The organism is Actinomycetospora sp. NBRC 106375, from assembly GCF_030269665.1.
Taxonomy (GTDB): Bacteria; Actinomycetota; Actinomycetes; order Mycobacteriales; family Pseudonocardiaceae; genus Actinomycetospora.
On sequence record NZ_BSTS01000007.1, the window covers coordinates 250,559 to 270,708 of the forward strand.

The window sequence follows — 20,150 nt, forward strand, 5'->3', positions numbered from 1 at the left end:
TCCCCGTCACCGAGTCCCCCGGCGGCGAGGCCGGAGCCGGGGTGGCGTGAACTCAGGAGGACCCGTGAGCATCCCGTCGGACCTCGACATCGCGCAGGCCGCGACGCTGCAGCCCATGGACGACGTGGCCCGGCAGATGGACCTGCCGCCCGAGCTCCTGGAGCGCCACGGCACCGACGTCGCCAAGATCGAACTGGACGCGATCGAGGCGATGACGGACCGCCCGCGGGCCAAGTACGTCGTCGTGACAGCGATCACCCCGACTCCGTTGGGTGAGGGCAAGACGACCACGACGGTCGGGCTCGGGCAGGCCTTCTCGCACATCGGCAAGCGCGGGGTCGTCGCGATCCGCCAGCCGAGCATGGGGCCGACGTTCGGCATCAAGGGCGGCGCGGCCGGCGGGGGCTACTCGCAGGTCGTGCCGATGGAGAAGTTCAACCTCCACCTCACCGGCGACTTCCACGCCGTCACGAGCGCCCACAACATGCTCTCGGCGGTGCTCGACAACCACCTCTACCAGGGGAACGAGGCCGGCCTGGACCCGTACCGGGTCACCTGGCGCCGCGTGCTCGACGTCAACGAGCGCGCGCTGCGCAACGTCGTGACCGGCCTCGGCGGGCGCATGGACGGCGTGCCGCGCGAGTCCGGGTTCGACATCACCTCTGCGTCCGAGGTCATGGCGGTGCTCGCGCTGTCCAACGACCTCGCCGAGCTGCGCCAGCGCCTCGGGCGCATCGTCGTCGGCTACACGCGCGACGGCGACGCGGTGACCGCCGAGGACATCCACGGTGCCGGGGCGATGGCCGCGCTGATGCGCGACGCGCTCAAGCCCAACCTCATGCAGACGCTGGAGAACACGCCGGTGCTCGTGCACGCCGGGCCCTTCGGCAACATCGCGCACGGGAACTCCTCGATCGTCGCCGACCGCATCGGCATCCACGGCGGCGACTTCCTCGTGACCGAGGCCGGCTTCGGCGCCGACATGGGCGCCGAGCGCTTCTTCAACATCAAGTGCCGGGCGTCGGGGATGACGCCGGACGCCGCGGTGGTCGTGGCGACGGTGCGGGCGCTCAAGGCGCACTCCGGCAACCACAAGATCGTCGCGGGCAAGGACCTGCCGCCGGCGCTGCTCGAGGAGAACCCCGAGGAGGTGCACGCCGGCGGGGCCAACCTGCGCAAGCAGATCGAGAACATGCGTCTGCACGGTGTGTCGCCGGTGGTCTGCATCAACGCGTTCCCCACCGACCACGAGAGCGAGCACCGGGCGATCCGCGAGATCGCCGAGTCGCTGGGAGCGCGGGTCGCGGTGTCGACGCACTTCAGCGACGGCGGTCGCGGCGCCGCGGAGCTCGCCGAGGCCGTCGCCGAGGCCGCGAACGAGGAGAGCCACTTCCAGCTGCTCTACCCTGACGACGCCCCGCTGCGCGAGAAGATCGAGACGGTCGCGACGAAGGTCTACGGCGCCGACGGCGTCGACTACGCCCCGGCCGCGAACACCTCGATCGACCTCTACGAGCGCAACGGTTTCGGGAACCTCCCCGTGTGCATCGCGAAGACCCACCTGTCGATCTCGTCGGACCCCAAGCTGCTGGGCGCGCCGACGGGCTGGCGGATGCCGGTGCGCGAGGTCCGCGCCTCGGTCGGTGCCGGCTTCATCTACCCGATCTGCGGCGACATGCGGACCATGCCGGGCCTGGGCAAGAACCCCGCCGCCCACCACATCGACGTCAAGCCCGACGGCACGATCGTGGGGCTCTTCTGACGTCCCATGTGAGCAGTTGGCGCCCCTATCGGGGCGCCACCTGCTCACATGGGAATGCGCGGTGAACCGGCCGCTGGGGGAGCTGTCGGTCGGGCGGTTCGGGGAGGTCCTCGCCGCCCGGGGGCCCGGCCCGGCGGCGGGGTCGACGGCCGCGGTGACCGCGTCCCTGGCCGCGGGTCTCGCCACCAAGGTCGCCAAGGGCGCCGCCGACCGGGAGGCCGTCGAGGAGCTCGACCGCCTGCGGACGCGGGCCCTGCGACTCGCGGACGACGACGTCGAGGCCTACAGCGGGTTCCTCGAGGCGCGCCGCAAGCCTGGCGGCGGACCGGCGGCGGCGGAGGCGATCGTGCAGGTGCCCGCCGACGTCGTGACGCTGGCGGTCCGTGTGGCCGAGCTCGCGGCCCTGCTCGCCGAGAGCGGTCCCGACGCGCTCGCGGGCGACGCGGTCACCGCCGTGTTCCTCGCGGCCGCGGCCGCCGAGTCGGCGGCGGCGCTCGTGGGCGCGAACATCGCGGACGCCGGCGAGCTCGCCGACCCGCGCGTCGAGGACGCCGAGGAACGGGCCGGGCGCGCCCGCACGCTGGCCGAGCGTCTGGTGTGACCTCTCCGGAGCCGTGGGTCGTCGAGGTCACTCGCGGCGACCTCGTCGAGTCCGAGCACCGGGTGCGGCTCGTCGTGCTGGGGCCCGACGGGTCCGAGGAGCTGCGCGCGGGGCCGGTGGAGGCGCCGATGCTGCCGCGCTCGGCGATCAAGCCCGCGCAGGCGATGGCCGTGCTCGACGCCGGTGCGGAGCTCGACGACCGGGAGCTCGCGCTCGCCGCCGGGTCGCACTCGGGCGAGCCGGGCCATCTCGCACTGGCGGCCGGGCTGCTCGCCCGCCACGGGCTGGACGAGGACGCGCTGCGGTGCCCGCCGGCGCGCCCGCTGGGCCTCGCCGCCGACCACGCCTGGGGCGAGCGCGCGCCCACGCGCCTCGCCATGAACTGCTCGGGCAAGCACGCGGCGTTCCTCGCGGCCTGCCGCGCCCGGGGCTGGTCGCTCGAGGACCACCTCGACCCCGCCCACCCCCTGCAGCAGCACGTCCGGGCGACCCTCGAGCGGGTGGCCGGCCCCGTGCACGCCTCGACGGTCGACGGGTGCGGCGCGCCGGCCTTCGCGACCGACCTCGTCGCCGTCGCGCGCCTCGGCCGCCGGCTTGCCGACGCGGCGCCCGGGACGCCGGCGCACCGGGTCGCGGCCGCGATGCGCGCCCACCCCGACCTCGTCGCGGGGCCCGACCGGCTCGACACCGTGCTCATGACCCTGCTGCCCGGGTCGCTGTCGAAGGTGGGTGCCGAGGGCGTGCTCCTCGCGGTGCTGCCCGACGGCGCGTCGCTGGCGCTCGCGGTGGTCGACGGCGGCGCCCGGGCGGTCGGTCCGGTGCTGCTCGAGGTCCTCCGCCGGCGCGGCGTCACCCCGCCGGAGGCCCTCCACACCGTGGCCGCCCCGCCCGTCCGGGGAGGGGGTCACCCGATCGGCGCTCACCGTGTGCGATTGTGAGAGCACTCATCGGGGTGAGGAGCGCGTGAAATGGGATCGTGTCTCGTGTTCGCCGGAGCGACTCCCGGCCGGGAGCGCCTGGTCGGCCACCTCTCGTCCGTCTTCGACGACCTCCCGTGCATCGACAACGTGCCGGACCTGGTCGTCCGGCTCACCGGCACCGCGGCCCGCGAGGACGGGCCCGACGTCGTGCTGGTCGGCGCCGACGAGGGCAGCGCCTGGATGGAGGCGGTCCGCCAGGTCCGCCGCCACGCACCCGAGACCCCGGTGCTCGTCGTCGGCGAACCCCCGGCGACCGGGCTGGACGTCGTCGAGCGGGCCCCCGCCGCCGACCCCGCCTCCGAGGACGAGCGCGCCGCCTGGGCCCTGCGCCTCGGCGCCCGCGGCTTCCTGCGCGCCGGCGAGCTCGCCGACCCCGGTGTCCTGCCGGGCGCCCGCCCCGCCGTCAGCGAGCTCTCCGAGCGCGAGATGGACGTGCTGCTCGGCATGACCGAGGGCCTCTCCAACGCCGAGATCGCCGCCGAGCTCGTGCTCGCCGAGGACACGGTGAAGACCCACGCCCGGCGCCTGTTCCGCAAGCTCGGCGCGGGCGACCGCGCCGACGCCGTCGCCCGCGGGTTCCGCCAGGGCCTGCTGCGCTGAACGGACGAGTCTCGGTGTCAGCGGTGGGCCACCGCTGACGCTTTCGACGTCATTGTGGTGGAGCACACCGATAGGGCCACACGCTCGACTCCGCCGGACGCGTTGACCGGGCCCCGCGGTCGTGGTCGGCTTGCCGATCGACGGACACGGAGGAAGCCGGTGCGAATCCGGCGCGGTCCCGCCACTGTCACCGGGGAGCGGACCCCACGAGAAGGCCACTACCGGCACCACGCCGGCGGGAAGGCCGGGGCGAGCAGCGATCCGGGAGCCAGGAGACTCCGGCCGTCGACGAGGCAGCGACATCGGGCGAGGAACCCGAGGAAGGCCGGCGACGACATGCACGCACCCGTGACCCCGCACGCCCGCGCCCACCCGCCGGTGACGCGCACCCGGACCGCACCCCGCCGCGCCGACCGCCTGCTCCCCGATCTGCGCCGGGTGCTCGCCGGCGCCGGGCAGCTCCCGCTCGACCTGCTCGGCGAGGGACCGGTGCGTGACCGGGTCGAGGCCGCCGCCCGGGTCGACACGCTCGCCCGCGAGCTCGTCGCCCGCATGCAGGACGCGGGCTGGGACGAGGGCGCCGCGCCGCGGGTGGTGACGTCGGTGCTCGCCGCGTCCGTCCCCGAGGCCGAGGCGGTCCTGCGGCGGGTCGCCCGCGGACGCCGGTGACGCTGTCGACCCGCGAGGTCGTCCACGACCTCCACCACCACGGCGACACCGAGGTCGGACCGGGCCTGGTCGACCTCGCGGTCAACGTGCGCGCCGGCACCCCGCCGGCCTGGTTGCGCGACCGCCTGACCGCGAGCCTCGCCGACCTCGCCGCCTACCCGGATCCGCGCGACGCGGTCGCGGCGGTGGCCGCGCGCCACGCCCGTGGAGAGGACGAGGTGGTGCCCACCGCGGGCGGCGCCGAGGGGTTCGTGCTGCTCGCCCGCGCCCTGCGGCCCCGCCACGCGGTCGTCGTCCACCCCCAGTTCACCGAGCCCGAGGCGGCGCTGCGGGCGGCAGGTCACGAGGTCGACCGGGTAGTCCTGGACGGCGACCTCACCCTCGACCCCGCGGCGGTGCCGGAGGGCGCCGACCTCGTGGTCGTCGGCAACCCCACCAACCCGACCTCGGTGCGCCACCCGGCCGACGTCGTCGCCGCGCTGACGAAGCCCGGCCGCACGCTGGTGGTCGACGAGGCCTTCATCGACACCGCGCCCGGGGAGCCGGAGTCGCTCGCGGACCGCCGCGACCTCCCCGGCCTCGTCGTTCTGCGCAGCCTGACCAAGACCTGGGGCCTCGCCGGGCTGCGCGTCGGCTACGCGCTCGCGCCGGAGGACCTGGCCCACCGGCTCCGCGCCGCCGCCCCGCCCTGGTCCGTCTCGACCCCCGCGCTCGTCGCCCTCGCCGCCTGCAGCACCCCCGCCGCCCTCGCCGAGGCCGACGACGCGGCCCGGGCGCTCGCCGGCGACCGCGAGCACCTGCGCACGGCCCTGGACGGTCTCGACGGCATCGAGGTCCGCGCCACCCCCGCCGCCAGCTTCGTCCTCGCCCGCACTCCGGGCCGGACCGACGTCCGCGCACGCCTGCGCGCGCTCGGCTGGGCGGTCCGGCGCGGCGACACGTTCCCGGGCCTCGACGCCGAGCACGTGCGGATCGCCGTCCGCGCCCCCGAGATCACCGACCGGTTCGTCGACGCGCTGCGCACGGTGCTCGCGTGAGCCTGCACCCCGGCGACCGCGATGCCCTCCACCGCGTGCTGCGCGCCCGCCGCGACGTGCGCACGGGATTCGTCGACACGCCGGTGGACGACGACCGCCTGCTCCGGGTGCTCGAGGCCGCGCACGCCGCCCCGAGCGTCGGGTTCTCCCAGCCCTGGGACTTCCTCGTGCTGCGCAGCCCGGAGCTCCGCGACGAGCTGGCGGGCCTGGCGCAGCACCAGCGCAACGAGTTCGCCCGTTCCCTCCCCGCGGCGCGCGCGCGGGCGTTCGCGGGCCTGCGCGTCGAGGCGATCCGGGAGGCGCCGCTGGGGATCGTCGTCACCTGCGACCCCACCCGGGGCGGCCGGCACGTGCTCGGGCGCCACACGCAGCCCCGGATGGCGGCGCACTCGGTGGCCGGGGCGGTGCAGAACCTCTGGCTCGCGGCGCGCGCCGAGGACCTCGGGGTCGGCTGGGTGAGCTTCTTCGACGAGCGCGCCCTGGCGAGGGTCCTGCGCGAGCGGGTCGGGATGCCCGAGCACCTCGAGATCGTCGCCTACCTCTGTGTCGGGCACGTCAGCGACTTCGCCGACGAGCCCGAGCTCGCCACCGCCGGATGGGCCCGGCGCCGACCGCTGGCGTGGGCCGTGCACGAGGAGACCTGGGGGCGCCACCACATGGACCCGCTCGACGAGACGCTCGCCGCGATCGCGGACATCGACCCCGGACCCGGCGCCGCCGCGGCCCGCGAGCACCTCACCTGCATGACCGTCCCGCCGGGGGCGCTCGGCGGTGTCGCGGAGCTGGGCGTGCGACTGGCCGGGCTGGCGGGGACCTGCCCGCCGCCGGTGCCGGAGCCGGCCGTCGTCGCGATCTTCGCGGGCGACCACGGCGTGCACGCCCGCGGAGTGACCCCCTGGCCGCAGGAGGTGACGACGCAGATGGTCGCGAACTTCCTGGCCGGCGGCGCCGCGGTCAACGCGTTCGCGGCGACGGTGGGCGCCGAGGTCCAGGTCGTCGACGTCGGGGTCGCCGCCGACCTCGCGCCCGCGCCCGGGCTGCTGCCGCGCAAGGTCCGCGCCGGCACGCGCGACATGACCGTCGAGCCGGCGATGACCGGCGAGGAGGTCCGCGCCGCGGTCACCGCGGGCATCGACACCGCCCGCGACCTGGTCACCGCCGGCAACCGCCTGCTCGTCACCGGCGACATGGGCATCGCCAACACGACGGCCTCGGCCGCGCTCGTCGCCGCGTTCACCGGCGCCGACCCCGTCGCCGTGACCGGCCGCGGCACCGGCATCGACGACGTCACCCACGCCCGCAAGGTCGCGGTCGTCGCCGAGGCGCTCGCCCGCCACGACATCGACCATGACGCCCACGACCGGCCGCTCGAGGTCCTGGCGGCGGTCGGCGGCCTGGAGCACGCCGGGCTCGCCGGGTTCCTGCTCGGCGCGGCCGCGCTGCGCACGCCGGTGCTGCTCGACGGTGTCGTCTCCGGCGCGGCGGCGCTCGCGGCCGCGGCGCTCGCGCCGACCGCGTCACACGCCTGGTTCGCGGGTCACCGCTCGGTCGAACCGGCCCATACCCTGGCGCTGCAGCACCTCGGTCTCGAGCCCGCGCTCGACCTCGGGCTGCGGGTCGGCGAGGGCACCGGTGCCCTGCTCGCGGTGCCGGTGGTCACCGCCGCGGCCCGCGCGCTCGCCGACGTCGCCACGTTCGACGCGGCCGGGGTGACGGAGAAGGACATCGAGCAGGAGGGCCCGTGAACGACACGGCACGCGTCTACCCCGTCGGGCTGCACCTGCGCGGCCGGCGGGTGGTCGTGGTCGGCGGCGGCTCGGTCGCCCAGCGCCGCGTGGCCGGACTGCACGAGGTCGGCGCCGACACGGTGGTCGTGAGCCCGGCGCTCACCACCGCGCTCGATGCCCTCGCCGACTCCCGCGAGATCACCTGGGTGACCCGTCGGTACGCCGACGGCGACCTCGACGGCGCCTGGTACGCGGTCGCGGCCACCGACGACGCCGCGGTCAACGCCGCGGTCGCCGCCGAGGCCGAGCGGTCGCGGGTGTTCTGCGTGCGCGCCGACGAGGCCGACGCGGGCACCGCGGTGACCCCGGCGGTCGGGCGCTACGACGACATCACCGTCGCGGTGCACGGCGGCGGCGACCCGCGCCGCGCAACCGGTGTGCGCGACGGCGCCGTGGAGGCCCTGCGCAGCGGGACCCTGGCCGATCGCCGGCACCGCGCCGTGCGCCCGGGCGTCACGCTCGTCGGCGGCGGCCCGGGCGACCCGGGGCTGATCACGGTGCGCGGGCGCCAGGCGCTGGCGCAGGCCGACGTCGTCGTCACCGACCGGCTCGCACCGCAGCCGCTGCTCGACGAGCTGCCGCCGGACGTCACCGTCATCGACGCCTCGAAACTGCCCCGCGGGCGCTACATGAGCCAGGACACGATCAACCAGGTGCTCGTCGACGAGGCGCTGGCCGGTCACCGGGTGGTGCGCCTCAAGGGCGGCGACCCGTTCGTCTTCGGGCGCGGCATGGAGGAGATCCAGGCCTGCGCCGCGGCGGGTGTCGAGGTCGAGGTGGTGCCGGGCATCACCAGCGCGATCGCGGTGCCGGCGCTGGCAGGCGTGCCGGTGACCCACCGTGGCGTGACCCACGAGTTCACCGTGGTCTCGGGCCACCTGCCGCCGGGACACGAGCAGTCGCTGGTCGACTGGGACGCGCTGGGCCGGCTCCGCGGCACCGTCGTGCTGCTCATGGCCGTCGAGAACATCGGCGCGATCGCCGACGCCCTGCTCGCCGCGGGCCGCGACCCGGAGACGCCCGCCCTGGCCGTCCAGGAGGGCGGCCTGCCCGGCGAGGTGACGACGCGGTCGACGCTGGTCAAGCTGCCCGACGCCATCGCCGAGGCCGGGGTCCGCCCGCCCGCGGTGATCGTCGTCGGGGCGGTGGCCGATCTGGGCTGACCGGTCTATGTGAGCGAAGTTCCCGGCTACGGCCGGGAATTTCGCTCACATGCAGGCGCGGGCTGGCACGACGGGCACCACCAGACCTCGCGGGCGTACGGCGCGCCCGACCCGACGGCGGGCCGGAAGCGCACGAGCGTGCCGCAGCGCCGGCACGGCCGGTTCGACCGGCCGGTGACCCAGTGGTTCTCCCCGCGGCGGCGCACGCCGGTGGTCGTCATGCCGGTGCCGTGGTCGAGGCTGTGCCGGATCATCCGCCGCGCCAGCGCGAGCAGCGGCTCGAGGTCGACGTCACCGATGGGGGTCCACGGCCAGAGCCCGCGCAGGAAGCACACCTCGACCGCCCACAGGTTGCCGAGCCCGGACACCCCGCGCTGGTCGAGGAGGGTCTCGACGACCGGTCGGGCCGGGTCGCGGCGCAGGCGGGCGAGGGCGTCGCCCTGGTCGAACTCCTCCTGCGTCGCCGTCGGCACGCCCGCGAGCACGTCCGGCCCGAGGTGGCCGACGACGCGGTGCTCGTCGCGGGTGCGCAGCAGCTCCAGCACCGGGACGTCGACCCCCACGAGCGAGACGCCGGAGTCGAGGGTCAGGGCGGCGCGGACCGCGAGACGGCGGGGCAGCAGCGGGCGGCCGGTGCTGCCGTGCTGGCGGACCACCGTCCACGCGCCGCTCATCCGCAGGTGGCTGTGCAGCGTCAGGTCCCCGTCGAACCGGGTCAGCAGGTGCTTGCCGTGCGCGCGGGTGGCGACGAGCGTGCGTCCCGCGAGGTCGGCGGTGGCGAGCGACGGGGTCCGGAAGTCGCTGCGCGCGACGGTCGCGCCGGACAGGGCATCGAGGCGGGCGGCGCAGCGGTGGACGGCGTCACCCTCCACGCCTCACCCTCCACGCAGCCCTCGCTCACCGTCGGCCGAGCCCCAGCCGTTCGGCGGCCCACGCCGCCGCCCCCGACGCCGGGCCGAACGCCGACACCGCGCCGGGGTCCCCGCCGTGGGCGAGCCCGAACCCGGTGCGCTCGGCCAGCCACTCGCGGATGCGCGGCATCTCGGCCAGACCGCCCCGCGCGAGCATGGCGGGCCGTGGCCCGGTCAGCGTGCTCACGAGCGCGTCGATGCCCTGCGCGATCTCCTCGAGCCCCGGCCCGAGCATGCCGCCGAGGTCCGTGTGGTCGAGGGCGACGACCCCGTACCCCGGGTTCTCCGGCGGCAGCACCGGCAGCGCGACGGTCACCTGGCCGGCCGCCCCGAGGCCCTCCTTGGCCTCGCGGACCGCGGCGCGCAGCCGGTACCAGGCGCGGTGGGCCTCCAGGTCGCCGCCGAACCGGACGCGTGCGGCCAGCATCGGCGGGGCCCGGTCGAGCACGAGCTGGGCCAGGGCGTCGTCCAGGACCTCCGCGCCGACGTTGACCGAGCGCACCGCGGCCACCGAGCCGGTGCCGTCGCCGGCGCGGTCGACCACCGCGAGCTCGGTGGCGGCGCCGCCGATGTCGACCACGAGCAGCCGTCCGTGGCCGCCGAGCCGGTGCGCGGCCGCGCGCGGGGAGTCGAGCAGCTCGAGCTGGTCGGGCGTGGTCAGCGGGATCGCCGAGAGCGCCGCCTGACCCGCCGTGCGCAGGGCCTCGCGGGCCGGCGTCGACCACCACGCCGGGTGCAGCAGCACCACCACCGACGGCAGGGTCCGCCGGCGTTCCGCCTCGGCGCGGACGACCTTCGCGATGAGCGCGGTCGCGACGTCCACCGCGGTGGTCGGGCGCGGCCACTGGGTCAGCAGCTCGGGCGGACCCCCGGTGCTCGCGGCCAGGTGGGGGCGCGTGCGCAGGAGCGCCGCGGCCGGGTCCTGCGCGCCGGCCTCGAGCGCGGGACGCCCGGCGAGCACCGCGCCGTCCGGGCGCGAGAGCACGGCCGAGGGCATGGAGGTGGACCCGTCGACGGCGACCGGGCCCACCCGAACCCAGCCGTCGCGCGGGTCGACGTCGGCCCACGCGCCGACCGTCGCGGTGGTGCCGTGGTCGATCGCGAGGGTCCAGCGGGCGTCCGTTCCGACGGCGCCGGTCATGCCGGGGATCTCGAACCGCGGGTCACCCGGGGCAGGGTGTCACAGGGTCCGGGCGCGCCGCCGTGCGGTCACGCCGACGCGGTCGCGTGGCCGTCGAGCACGACCGGCAGGCGCGCCCAGGCGTTGACGAGCACGCTGCGGCGGCGGTCCACGGGCAGGTCCGTGCCGGCGGTGAACGCCGGGAAGCGGTCGAGCAGCGTCCGCAGCGCGACCTCCGCCTCGAGCCGGGCCAGGGACGCGCCGAGGCAGAAGTGCAGGCCGTGGCCGAACGCGAGGTGCCCGGTGGTGTCCCGCCCCTCGATGTAGTCGTCCGGGCGCTCGAACCGCGCCGGGTCGTGGTTGGCCGCCGCCAGCGACACCATGACCATCGCGCCGCGCGGCACGGTCACCCCGGAGAGCTCGACGTCCTCCGCGGCGAAGCGCAGGGGCGCCTGGGCGATCGGCGACCCCCAGCGCAGGAACTCCTCGATCGCCGCCTTCAGCTCGTCGGCGTCGGCGGCCGCGAGCCGGTCGCGCAGCCCGGGGTCGCGCAGCATCGCCTCGACCGCGGTGGTGATGAGGGTCGCCGTGGTCTCGTGGCCCGCGATGAGCAGCAGCATCCCCATCGCGACGATCTCGCTCGTCGACAGCTGCTCGCCCTCCTCGGACACCTCGATGAGCGCCGAGATCAGGGCCTCGTCGGGCTCGGTGCGCTTGCGCTCCACGAGCTCGGCGAGGTACGCGGCGAGGCTCGCGTTGGCCTGCATCGAGGCGGCCTCACCGGAGTCGTCGATGAGGGTCCGCGACCACGCGCCGAACGCGTCCTGGTCCTCCACCGGCACGCCGAGCAGCTCGCAGATCACCGCCGTCGGCAGCGGCACCGCGTAGGCCTCGACGAGGTCGACCGGGGCGTCGCCGGGCAGCCCGGTCAGCAGCGAGGTCGCGATGGCCTCGATCCCCGGACGCAGCGCCGCGACCCGCCGCACGGTGAACGCCTTGACGACGAGCTTGCGCAGCCGCGTGTGCACCGGCGGGTCGTTGAGCAGCATCATGTCGCCGCCCGGGGAGGGGATGCCGGCGAACGACGCGCGCTGGTCCTCGGGCAGCGAGTTGCGGAAGTCCTTGACGAAGCGCGGGTCGGCCATCACCGCGCGCGCGTCGGCGTAGCGGGTGACCAGCCAGGTGGTGCCGCCGTCGGGTAGGTCGACCTCGCGGACCGGCGCCTGCTCGCGCACCTCGCCGAGCACCGCGAACGGCGCGCGCCAGTAGTCGTCGGTGAAGACCGGGCCGGTGGCGAGGTCGGTCACGGGCGGGCCCCTCTCGGGTGGTGGTGGGGTCTCGATGAATCTTGATTCACCGACGACGCTACGCGCCCCGAGGGGCGCCCGCCGCGACGCTACGGCCGGCCTTTGCCCATCCCCGCACTCGTCGCACCGAAGGTGCGTCCGGTCTTCCGGAACTGCTCCTCCAGACGGGGCACCATCTGCTTCGCCTGCGCCATGATGGGCAGGTCGCCGAGCCAGGAGAAGGTGATCGGGCGCATCGCGGCGACGATCCCGACCGCCTTCGGCACGAAGATCCGGCGCTTGCGCCTGACGATGCCCTCGAGGAAGGCGTTCGCGCAGTCCTCCACGGAGGTCAGCGCGCCCAGGGGGTACGGGAGCTTCTTCAGGGTGTCCTCGAACGTCGACGAGTCGGCCTTGACGTCGCGGACGAGGTCGGTGTCGATCCAGCCCATGTGGGCGGTGGCGACGCCGACGCCGCGGTGGGCGAGCTCGAAGCGCAGGGCGTTGCCGTAGTTCTCGACGCCGGCCTTGGCGCCGCAGTAGGCGGCCATGCCGGGCAGCGCGGTGAACGCGGCCAGCGACGACACGAGCAGCAGGTAGCCGCCGCGCTTCTCGACCTCCGCCACCGTCGCCGACACCGTGCGCGAGACGCCGATGAGGTTGACCTCCATGACCCGCGCGATGACGTCGGCGGGGCTCTCGGCCACGGTGCCGTGGTTCGCGATGCCCGCGTTGGCGATCACGACGTCGATCCCGCCGAGCTGCGCGACCGTCGTGGCGACGGCGGCGTCGAGCGAGGACTGGTCGGTGACGTCGCACTCGGCCCAGCAGTGACCGGGCCCGAGCTCGGCGACGAGCTTCTCGAGCCGCTCGGGCTCCATCCCGACCGCGGCGACGCGGGCGCCGAGGGCGGCGGCGCGCCGCGCGGTCTCCTCGCCGATGCCGCGGGCGGCGCCGGTGATGAACAGGACCTTGTCCTTCAGACTGCCGGCCAGGTCGGCGGCCATGGTGTGTCTCCTCGGGGTGCGGGTCGGTCAGGAACGACGGTGTCTACGGGTCGAGCTCCCCTATCGGCGTGCTCCCCCTGCTACGTCTCCCGCTCGGGGTGAGGTGGTGCTCCTCGGGCCGGAAGCGCCGCACCCGCCGGCGGAAGGGCATCGTGAAGGTCGGCCAGAGTGCCGAGTTGTTGCCCTGCGCGTCGAGGTACCAGGACGAGCACCCGCCGTCGACCCAGACCGTGCCCTCGGTCTTGCGCTGCATCTCGGCGACGAACGCGTCCTGGGCGGCCTGGGTGGGCTCGACGGCGCCGACGCCGTGGGCGCGCATGTGGCGCAGGGTGTCGAGCACCAGCGCGATCTGGGACTCGATCATGAACACGACCGAGTTGTGCCCCAGCCCGGTGTTCGGGCCGAGCAGGGTGAACACGTTCGGGAAGCCCGTGATCATCGTGCCGTTGTGGGCGAACATCGTGCCGCCCCAGTGGTCGGCGAGGCTGCGCCCGTCGCGCCCGTGGACGCGGTGGCTGATCGGCAGGTCGCTGATCGCGAAGCCGGTGCCCGCGATGATCGTGTCGACCTCGTGCTCGATGCCGTCGGCGGTCACCACGGCGTTCGGGCGGATCTCGACGATCTTCTCGGTGATCACCTCGACGTTGTCGCGGTCGAGCGCGGGCAGGTAGTCGTTGGACAGCAGGATGCGCTTGCAGCCCATCGCGTAGTCCGGGGTGATCTTCTCCCGCAGCGCCGGGTCGTCGACCTGGCGGCGCATGTGGGCCTCGGCGAGCGCGGCGGCCTTCGCCATGCGCCGCGGGTCGCGGAAGCCGAACACGAACGTCTCGCGGCCCCAGTAGATCGCCTCGCGGACCAGGCGCTGGGCCGGCGGGAACCAGCGGAAGAGCAGCTTCTCGATCCCGGTGATGGCGCGGTCGCGGCGCGGCATGATCCACGGCGGCGTCCGCTGGAAGACCTTCAGGTCGCCGACGACGGGCGCGATCTCGGGCACGAACTGGATCGCCGAGGCCCCGGTGCCGATGACGGCGACCCTGCGCCCGCGCAGGTCGAGGTCGTGGCGCCAGGTCGCGGAGTGGAACACCGGGCCCTCGAAGTCCTCGAGGCCGGGGACGTCCGGGAACGAGGGGTCCGACAGCGCGCCCGAGCCCAGCACGAGGGCGTCGGCGGTCCAGACGCCCTGGCCGGTGTTGACCACCCAGTGCTGCGCGGTGTCGTCCCACGTCGCGTCGAGCACCTCGTGGCGGTGCCGGGTGAAGCGGTCGATGTCGTACTCCGCCGACACCCGCTGCAGGTACGCGTGGATCTCCGGCTGCGCGGAGAAGGACCGGCTCCAGTCCGGGTTCGGCGCGAACGAGAACGAGTAGAGGTGGCTGGGCACGTCGCAGGCGCAGCCGGGGTACGAGTTGTCCCGCCAGGTGCCGCCCACGTCGTCGTGCCGCTCGAAGATCAGGAAGTCGTCCTCGCCGGCCTGCCGCAGCCGGATCGCTGTGCCGAGCCCGGAGAAGCCGTTGCCGACGATGGCCACGGCCAGGTGGGGCACGGGCGCACCCTGGTCCTCGCCGGGTGGGGTGGCGGCCGGGGTGGCCTCCGTCATCGGGTCCTCCTCGTGACGTCGTCGCCTCCGGGGACGGGGCGGGCCCGTCGCCGCGTTGGTACGCGACCGTACCGGATGCGGACCCCATCGTGGTACGCGGTGGTACCGTTGTCCAGTGCCCGTTCCGGCGTCCCCCGTCACCCCGTCCGGTGCCGCCCACCGCGACCGTCTCGTCGAGGCGATGATCGGGCTGGTCGCGGACCGGGGGTACGCGGCGGTCACCGTCGCCGACGTCGTCGCCTCCGCCCGCGTCTCGAAGCGCACCTTCTACCAGCACTTCGCCGATCGGGAGGACTGCTTCCTTGCCGCGTACGTCGCGGCGGCCGAGCAGCCCCTGACGCGGATCGCCGAGGCGGTGGCCCCGGCGGTCGACGCCGGACCCGGGGCGCCGACCCCGGACCTGGGGGACGAGGTCGCGGCGGCCACGCGCGCCTACCTGGCCGCGCTGGCCGAGAAGCCCGCGCTCACCCGCACGCTGCTCACCGAGATCAGCGGCCTCGGGCCGCGCGGCTGGCAGGTCCGCCGCGAGGTGCTCAACCGCTTCGCCGACCAGCTCTCCGCGCTCGTCGCCCTCGGCGCCGCGCGCTGGGCCGCGGGTGCGTCCGTCCCGGAGCTGGTCGGCCTCAACGGGATCCCGCGCCCGACCGCCGTGGCGCTCGTGGGCGGCATCAACGAGCTGGTGCTCGACGCGGTCGAGGACGGCCGGGGCGAGCGCCTGCTCGAGCTCGCTCCCACCGTCACCGATCTCGTCCTCGCGGTCCTCGACCGGGCCGCTCGTCCGGACGTGTGAACGCGGACCCGACGTCGGTCGGAGCAGGCTCGAGACGCCCTGGGCTGCGGGGGGCGCAGGGCGGGCCCGTGGCCTGCGTATCCTCACCGCTCACGACGGCCCCGCGGCCGGCACCCGAGAGCCGGCCGGCGCTCCCCGCCCGGTGGCGTCCCGTCGAGGCGAGGCGCGAGGTGAGGCGGCGATGAACCGACCCGGTGGTCCCCCCGGACGGGGACGGCCCCCCGCAGGCCCCGGCGGCCCCCCTCCCGGCCCCGGCGGCCCGCCGCCCGGCCGTCCTCCCGCCGGGCCGCCGCCCGGACGCCAGGCCCCGCCGCCGCAGGGCCCGCCGCCCGGTGGCCCGCCCCCGGGCCGTCCCGGCGGCTTCTCGATGCCGGGCCGCGGCTCGCGCGGCCGCGGTGGGAACGGCGCCGGCGACGGCGGTGGCAACGGTCAGGGCGGCCCGCGACCGCAGGCGACCCGCGTCGGCGCCCCCGACTGGAGCCGTGACCCGCAGGTCGGCTACGACCCCGACGTCGCCCGCGCGGCGCGGGAGGAGCCACGACCGTCCTGGCGCGAGCGGCTGCCCGAGCGGCCGGCGTGGTCGCGTTCGGGGCCCGGCCGTGGCGGCGGCCGGTTCTCGCGGTGGAGCTGGCCCAAGCGGATCGGCGCCGTGCTCGCGGTGATCCTGCTGCTCGTCGTCGGGTTCGGGATCTACCTCGACGTGCACATGACCCGCGTGGACGCGCTGCCCGAGTACGAGGGCTCCGCGAGCTCGGGCACCAACTGGCTGATCATCGGCTCCGACAGCCGCGCCGGCATCGACGACGCGGCCGCCCAGCAGCTCTCCACCGGCGAGGTGGACGGCAGCCGCACCGACACGATGATGCTCGTCCACGTCGGCGGCTTCGGCGGGCAGACGTCGTTGACGAGCCTGCCGCGTGACTCGATCCTCAACATCCCCGGGCACGGCCGCGGCCGCCTGAACTCCGCGTACGGGATCGGCGGGCCGCAGCTGCTCGTGCAGACCGTCGAGGCCAACGCGGACATCGAGATCGACCACTACGCCGAGATCGGCTTCGAGGGCTTCGCGGGCATGGTCGACGCGATCGGCGGGGTGAACATGTGCCTCGACGAGCCGATCGACGACCCGAAGGCCGGCATCGACCTGCCGGCCGGGTGCCAGGACCTCGACGGCCCGAACGCCCTGGGCTTCGTGCGCACGCGCGCCTTCCCGAACGCCGATCTGCAGCGCATCCAGAACCAGCGCAAGTTCCTCTCGGCGCTGATCTCGGAGGCGTCGAGCCCGACGGTGCTGCTCAACCCGTTCCGGATCGTGCCCTTCGCGAACTCGGCGATCGGCACGCTCACGGTGGACAACAGCACCCACATCTGGAACCTGGCCAGCCTGGGCATCGCCATGCGCTCGCTCTCGGGCGGCAGCGGCGTCACCACCACCGTCCCGGTCGACCTGTCGAGCAGCGTCTCCGGCGGCGTGGTCTGGAACAAGCAGAAGTCCGCCCAGTTCTTCGACGCGATCCGCGACGACAAGGACATCCCCTCGGACCTGATCAGCGGCGGCTGACCCGGTCCGAGGGGCGGGCGCTCAGGCGGGCGGGTCGACGATCTGGACGACGCCGGTGGAGACGCCGGCGACGAACAGTCGGCCCGTCTGCGGGTCGACGCCGACGGTGTACGGGTTCTGGACGGTCGCGACCCGGGCCACCTCGCGGGGCTGCGGCGCGGTCATGTCGTACCCGACGACCTCGTTGGTGCCCGAGGAGGCGACCCAGACCCGGTCGCGGGTCGCGTCGTAGGTGATGCCGTAGGGCCCGCCCGGCTGGGGGACGCGGGCGACCTCGCGGGGGCCGCCGTTCGGCCCGGTGGTCGGCTCGAACACGATGACCTCGTTGCCGCGGGTGTCCGTGGCGATCATGCGGCCGTGCCTGTCGGCGACGAGGTGGGTCGGACCGGCCCCGGACGGCGCCTCGCCGACGATGTTGAGCGTGGCCACGTTGTAGGTGGTCAGCGTGTTCTTGCGGACGTCGACCATCCCGACGACGTCGCCGACCGGCGCGACGCCGGCGGGCTGGACCGCGTCGGTGAACATCTTGACGACCCGGTCGCCGCGCACGGCCGAGACCGTCCCGCCGAGCTCGTCGGCGGCGATGATCGTGCCGTTCGGGGCCTGCGTGACGTCGTGGGGCACGGTGCCGACGACCAGCGGCGGGTCGGCCTGCCCACCGGGCAGCGCGACCCGGACCACGGCGTTGGCGCTCTCGACCGGCACGAGCACGGGGCCGCCGGGGGCGGCGAGCTGGAGGTGGCGGACGAAGCCGGGCAGCGGGGTCCGGCTGCGGACCACGCCGGTGTCGGCGTCGAGGAGCACGAGCTCGTTGGGGTTGCGCTTGGCGACCGCGACGGTGCGGGTCACGGGGTCGACGACGACGCCCTCGGGCGCCGAGCCGACCTGGACCTGGCGGCCCGGCGGGGTGGTCGTCGGCGCCGGCGCGCCCTGGGGCTCGGCGGCGAGCGGCAGGTTGTCCGTCGGCGGGCGGGTGCCCTCGGTGGGCACGCCGGGGATGAGCGCCCCGGTGGTCGTCGGGACGGGTGCCGCGGGGCTCGCGGGTGCGGCTGGGGGTGTCGGTGGCTCGTTGCTGCAGCCGGCGAGCGCGAGGCCCGCGATCAGGCCGGCGGCGGCCACGGTGCGGGCGGAGCGTCTGCGCATGGGGCGGGAGTATGTCGCCGACCACGTGGGCTCCGCGCGATGACGCCGACCGGCGCAGCTCAGGCGGCCGGTCGGCGTCTCCCGAGCGTCAGGCCTGGTCGCTTGACAGCGCGTGGGCCGGGGTCGGGGCGTGGGCGAACTCCTCGACGAGCGTGCGGCAGAACGCCGGCAGGTCGTCGGGGTTGCGGCTGGTGATCAGGCCCTGGTCGACGACGACCTCCTCGTCGACCCACTCGGCGCCGGCGTTGCGGAGGTCCGTGGCGATGCTCGGGAACGAGGTCATGCGGCGGCCGCGCAGCACGTCGGCCTCGACGAGGGTCCACGGCGCGTGGCAGATCGCGGCGACCGGCTTGCGGTTCGCGAAGAACTGCCCGACCACCTGGACGACGTCGGGGATGGTGCGCAGCAGGTCGGGGTTGGCGACGCCGCCGGGCAGCACGAGGGCGTCGTAGTTCTCGATCTTGACCTGCGTGATCACCGAGTCGACGTCGAAGCGGTCACCCTTGTCGAGGTGGTTGAAGGCCTGGATCGACCCGGGCGTCTCCGAGACCAGCACCGGGGTGCCGCCTGCCTCCTCGACCGCCTTCCAGGGCTCGGTCAGCTCGACCTGCTCGGTGCCTTCCTTGGCGCACAGGAACATGACGGTCTTGCCCTGCAGCGCTCCGGTCTCGGCCATGGTCGGGTAGTGCTCCCTCGCGTCGTGGTTACCCTCGGGGGGTATCGATGCCGTCCTCGACGGAGGACGGTGTCGTTGACGCCGGGGGCTCCCCCGACCCCGCCGCGACGAAACGGAGGCCAGAGGATGGCCAGCACCACCCTGTCCGTGCCCGAGATCCACTGCGGGCACTGCAAGTCGGCCATCGAGGGCGCCGTCGGCCCGATCGACGGCGTGCGGACGGTCGAGGTCGACGTCGACACCCGGAGCGTCCGCGTCGAGCACGACGACGCCATGACGGTGCACGCCCTCGTCGACGTGATCGAGGACCAGGGCTACGACGTCCCCGACCAGGAGGCGCTGGCCGGCTGAGCAGGGCTGACCGGGCCGACCCCGCCGCCATCGCGTGATCTGCCCGGTCCGGCCGCCGCTCACGCCGTCTTGGTGCGCCGCCCCTTCGCCGGTGCCGCGTCCTCGTCGCCGTCCTCGGACTTCTTCTTCGACGACCGCCGCGCGGTGGACTTCTTCGGCGTCTCCTCCGCGGCGGCCTCCTCGGCCTTCTCCTCGCTCTTCTCCGCGGTCTTCTTCGTCCGCGAGCGCGACCGCTTGGGCTTCTCCTCGGCGGGTGCCTCGTCGGTCTCCGTGCTCGACGAGGCCGCCGCCGGCTCCTCCGCGGGGGCCTTGCCGCCGGCCGCCTCGACGCTGCGCCGCAGGGCGGTGAGCAGGTCGGTCATGTCGTCGCCCTCGTCGGCGGGAGCCGCCTCCGGGGTCGGGCGCCCGCCGCCGTGCTCGCGCTTGTACTCGATGAGGTCGGCGACGGCCTGCCGGTAGTCGTCCTCGAACTGGTCGGACTCGAAGTCGCCCGACAAGCTCTCGACCAGCGACGACGCCATCTGCATCTCCTGCGGGCGCAGGTCGACCTCGGTGCGCAGCGTCTCGAACTCCGGCTCGCGCACCTCGTCGGGCCACAGCATCGTCTGGAGCACGATCGCCTCGTCGCGCACCCGCAGCAGCGCCAGGGTCTCGCGCTGGCGCAGGGCCACCTTGACGACGGCCATGCGGTCGGTCTCGCGGAGCGCCTCGCGCAACAGCGCGTAGGGCTTGACCGCCTTGCTCTCGGGCTCGAGGTAGTAGCTCTTGTCGAGCAGCAGGGCGTCGATCTGGTCCGAGGGCACGAACTGCACGACGTCGATCTCGTGCCCGCTCGCCACAGGGAGCGTCGCGAGGTCGTCGTCGTCCAGCATGATCAGTTGGCCGTCGTCGGTCTCGTACCCCTTGGCGATCTCGGAGTACTGGACCTCCTCGCCGCAGACCGAGCACGTCCGCTTCTGGCGGATCCGGCCGCCGTCGCGCTCGTGCACCTGGTGGAATCGGATGTCGTGGTTCGTCGTGGCGGCGTACAGCCGCACTGGCACGTTCACGAGCCCGAACGACACCGCGCCGTTCCAGATCGCGCGCATCATCGGCCCCTCTCGGCGGGC

Annotated in this window: 19 protein-coding genes and 1 riboswitch; of the genes, 11 read left to right on the forward strand and 8 right to left on the reverse strand. The window is 75.0% G+C overall.

What is annotated here, in order from left to right; all coding sequences use genetic code 11:
• The first annotated feature begins 64 nt into the window (after positions 1–64).
• From QSK03_RS14195 to cobA, 8 genes are all read left to right on the forward strand, one after another.
• Positions 65–1,762 carry a formate--tetrahydrofolate ligase gene (locus tag QSK03_RS14195; protein WP_285653045.1) on the forward strand — a complete coding sequence of 566 codons (1,698 nt, stop codon included), beginning with the start codon at positions 65–67 and terminating at the stop codon, positions 1,760–1,762.
• 61 nt (positions 1,763–1,823) lie between these two features.
• The gene (locus QSK03_RS14200) at positions 1,824–2,363 is read left to right on the forward strand and encodes a cyclodeaminase/cyclohydrolase family protein (RefSeq protein ID WP_285653047.1); all 540 of its coding nucleotides are present in this window, start codon (positions 1,824–1,826) and stop codon (positions 2,361–2,363) included.
• Entirely contained in the window at positions 2,360–3,301 is a 942-nt protein-coding gene (locus tag QSK03_RS14205; protein WP_285653049.1) for an asparaginase, read from the forward strand. The genes QSK03_RS14200 and QSK03_RS14205 overlap by 4 nt, the downstream gene beginning before the upstream one ends.
• Before the next feature lie 30 nt (positions 3,302–3,331).
• Entirely contained in the window at positions 3,332–3,943 is a 612-nt protein-coding gene (locus QSK03_RS33140) for a response regulator transcription factor (protein WP_352232002.1), read from the forward strand.
• 150 nt (positions 3,944–4,093) lie between these two features.
• A riboswitch (cobalamin riboswitch) is annotated at positions 4,094–4,221 on the forward strand.
• 58 nt (positions 4,222–4,279) lie between these two features.
• Positions 4,280–4,612, forward strand: a complete 333-nt coding sequence (locus QSK03_RS14215) for a hypothetical protein (protein WP_285653052.1) — start codon at positions 4,280–4,282, stop codon at positions 4,610–4,612.
• Positions 4,609–5,649 carry an Rv2231c family histidinol phosphate aminotransferase CobC gene (cobC, locus tag QSK03_RS14220; RefSeq protein WP_285653054.1) on the forward strand — a complete coding sequence of 347 codons (1,041 nt, stop codon included), beginning with the start codon at positions 4,609–4,611 and terminating at the stop codon, positions 5,647–5,649. Before QSK03_RS14215 ends, cobC begins: the two co-directional genes overlap by 4 nt.
• Positions 5,646–7,394 carry a nicotinate-nucleotide--dimethylbenzimidazole phosphoribosyltransferase gene (gene cobT, locus QSK03_RS14225; RefSeq protein WP_285653057.1) on the forward strand — a complete coding sequence of 583 codons (1,749 nt, stop codon included), beginning with the start codon at positions 5,646–5,648 and terminating at the stop codon, positions 7,392–7,394. Before cobC ends, cobT begins: the two co-directional genes overlap by 4 nt.
• Positions 7,391–8,599, forward strand: coding sequence for a uroporphyrinogen-III C-methyltransferase (cobA, locus tag QSK03_RS14230; protein ID WP_285653059.1), 1,209 nt, complete (start codon positions 7,391–7,393; stop codon positions 8,597–8,599). Before cobT ends, cobA begins: the two co-directional genes overlap by 4 nt.
• Before the next feature lie 26 nt (positions 8,600–8,625).
• Here the strand turns inward: cobA and QSK03_RS14235 are convergent, their stop codons facing one another.
• The 5 genes from QSK03_RS14235 to QSK03_RS14255 all read right to left on the reverse strand — a co-directional run bounded on the left by QSK03_RS14235 (position 8,626) and on the right by QSK03_RS14255 (position 14,520).
• Positions 8,626–9,471: a DNA-formamidopyrimidine glycosylase family protein gene (locus tag QSK03_RS14235; protein WP_285653061.1), complete on the reverse strand. Its 846-nt coding sequence runs from the start codon at positions 9,469–9,471 to the stop codon at positions 8,626–8,628.
• A gap of 25 nt (positions 9,472–9,496) precedes the next feature.
• Positions 9,497–10,651 (reverse strand): Hsp70 family protein, encoded by a 1,155-nt coding sequence (locus QSK03_RS14240; protein ID WP_285653064.1) that lies wholly within the window; start codon positions 10,649–10,651, stop codon positions 9,497–9,499.
• A gap of 68 nt (positions 10,652–10,719) precedes the next feature.
• On the reverse strand, positions 10,720–11,937 hold the full coding sequence (locus tag QSK03_RS14245; protein ID WP_285653067.1) for a cytochrome P450 family protein: 1,218 nt from the start codon (positions 11,935–11,937) through the stop codon (positions 10,720–10,722).
• Positions 11,938–12,026: 89 nt separating this feature from the next.
• Positions 12,027–12,923 carry an SDR family oxidoreductase gene (locus QSK03_RS14250; RefSeq protein ID WP_285653069.1) on the reverse strand — a complete coding sequence of 299 codons (897 nt, stop codon included), beginning with the start codon at positions 12,921–12,923 and terminating at the stop codon, positions 12,027–12,029.
• Between the two features lie 43 nt (positions 12,924–12,966).
• Positions 12,967–14,520, reverse strand: coding sequence for a flavin-containing monooxygenase (locus QSK03_RS14255; RefSeq protein WP_285653072.1), 1,554 nt, complete (start codon positions 14,518–14,520; stop codon positions 12,967–12,969).
• 115 nt (positions 14,521–14,635) lie between these two features.
• On the opposite strand from QSK03_RS14255, the gene QSK03_RS14260 reads away from it, so the two are divergent.
• Positions 14,636–15,310, forward strand: coding sequence for a TetR/AcrR family transcriptional regulator (locus tag QSK03_RS14260; protein ID WP_285653075.1), 675 nt, complete (start codon positions 14,636–14,638; stop codon positions 15,308–15,310).
• A gap of 181 nt (positions 15,311–15,491) precedes the next feature.
• A complete protein-coding gene (locus QSK03_RS14265; RefSeq protein WP_285653080.1) occupies positions 15,492–16,871 on the forward strand; it encodes an LCP family protein in 1,380 nt (459 codons plus the stop codon).
• A 21-nt stretch (positions 16,872–16,892) separates the two neighbouring features.
• On the opposite strand, the gene QSK03_RS14270 is transcribed toward QSK03_RS14265, so the two are convergent.
• Positions 16,893–18,014 carry an NHL repeat-containing protein gene (locus tag QSK03_RS14270; RefSeq protein ID WP_285653082.1) on the reverse strand — a complete coding sequence of 374 codons (1,122 nt, stop codon included), beginning with the start codon at positions 18,012–18,014 and terminating at the stop codon, positions 16,893–16,895.
• Between the two features lie 88 nt (positions 18,015–18,102).
• Positions 18,103–18,690: a type 1 glutamine amidotransferase domain-containing protein gene (locus tag QSK03_RS14275; RefSeq protein ID WP_285653085.1), complete on the reverse strand. Its 588-nt coding sequence runs from the start codon at positions 18,688–18,690 to the stop codon at positions 18,103–18,105.
• A 126-nt stretch (positions 18,691–18,816) separates the two neighbouring features.
• Between QSK03_RS14275 and QSK03_RS14280 the strand changes: the two genes are divergently transcribed.
• On the forward strand, positions 18,817–19,041 hold the full coding sequence (locus tag QSK03_RS14280; RefSeq protein WP_285653086.1) for a copper ion binding protein: 225 nt from the start codon (positions 18,817–18,819) through the stop codon (positions 19,039–19,041).
• 59 nt (positions 19,042–19,100) lie between these two features.
• Here QSK03_RS14280 and ku read toward each other — a convergent pair whose 3' ends face one another.
• Positions 19,101–20,132 carry a non-homologous end joining protein Ku gene (gene ku, locus QSK03_RS14285; protein ID WP_285653088.1) on the reverse strand — a complete coding sequence of 344 codons (1,032 nt, stop codon included), beginning with the start codon at positions 20,130–20,132 and terminating at the stop codon, positions 19,101–19,103.
• Positions 20,133–20,150 lie beyond the last annotated feature (18 nt).

Excerpts from the sequence above, each read along its gene's own strand:
- QSK03_RS33140 (WP_352232002.1), top strand. The coding sequence starts at position 3,332 with ATGGGATCGTGTCTCGTGTTCGCCGGAGCGACTCCCGGCCGGGAGCGC.
- QSK03_RS14215 (WP_285653052.1), top strand. The coding sequence starts at position 4,280 with ATGCACGCACCCGTGACCCCGCACGCCCGCGCCCACCCGCCGGTGACG.
- QSK03_RS14240 (WP_285653064.1), bottom strand. The coding sequence starts at position 10,651 with ATGACCGGCGCCGTCGGAACGGACGCCCGCTGGACCCTCGCGATCGAC.
- QSK03_RS14250 (WP_285653069.1), bottom strand. The coding sequence starts at position 12,923 with ATGGCCGCCGACCTGGCCGGCAGTCTGAAGGACAAGGTCCTGTTCATC.
- QSK03_RS14255 (WP_285653072.1), bottom strand. The coding sequence starts at position 14,520 with ATGACGGAGGCCACCCCGGCCGCCACCCCACCCGGCGAGGACCAGGGT.
- QSK03_RS14265 (WP_285653080.1), top strand. The coding sequence starts at position 15,492 with ATGAACCGACCCGGTGGTCCCCCCGGACGGGGACGGCCCCCCGCAGGC.
- QSK03_RS14270 (WP_285653082.1), bottom strand. The coding sequence starts at position 18,014 with ATGCGCAGACGCTCCGCCCGCACCGTGGCCGCCGCCGGCCTGATCGCG.
- QSK03_RS14275 (WP_285653085.1), bottom strand. The coding sequence starts at position 18,690 with ATGGCCGAGACCGGAGCGCTGCAGGGCAAGACCGTCATGTTCCTGTGC.
- QSK03_RS14280 (WP_285653086.1), top strand. The coding sequence starts at position 18,817 with ATGGCCAGCACCACCCTGTCCGTGCCCGAGATCCACTGCGGGCACTGC.
- ku (WP_285653088.1), bottom strand. The coding sequence starts at position 20,132 with ATGATGCGCGCGATCTGGAACGGCGCGGTGTCGTTCGGGCTCGTGAAC.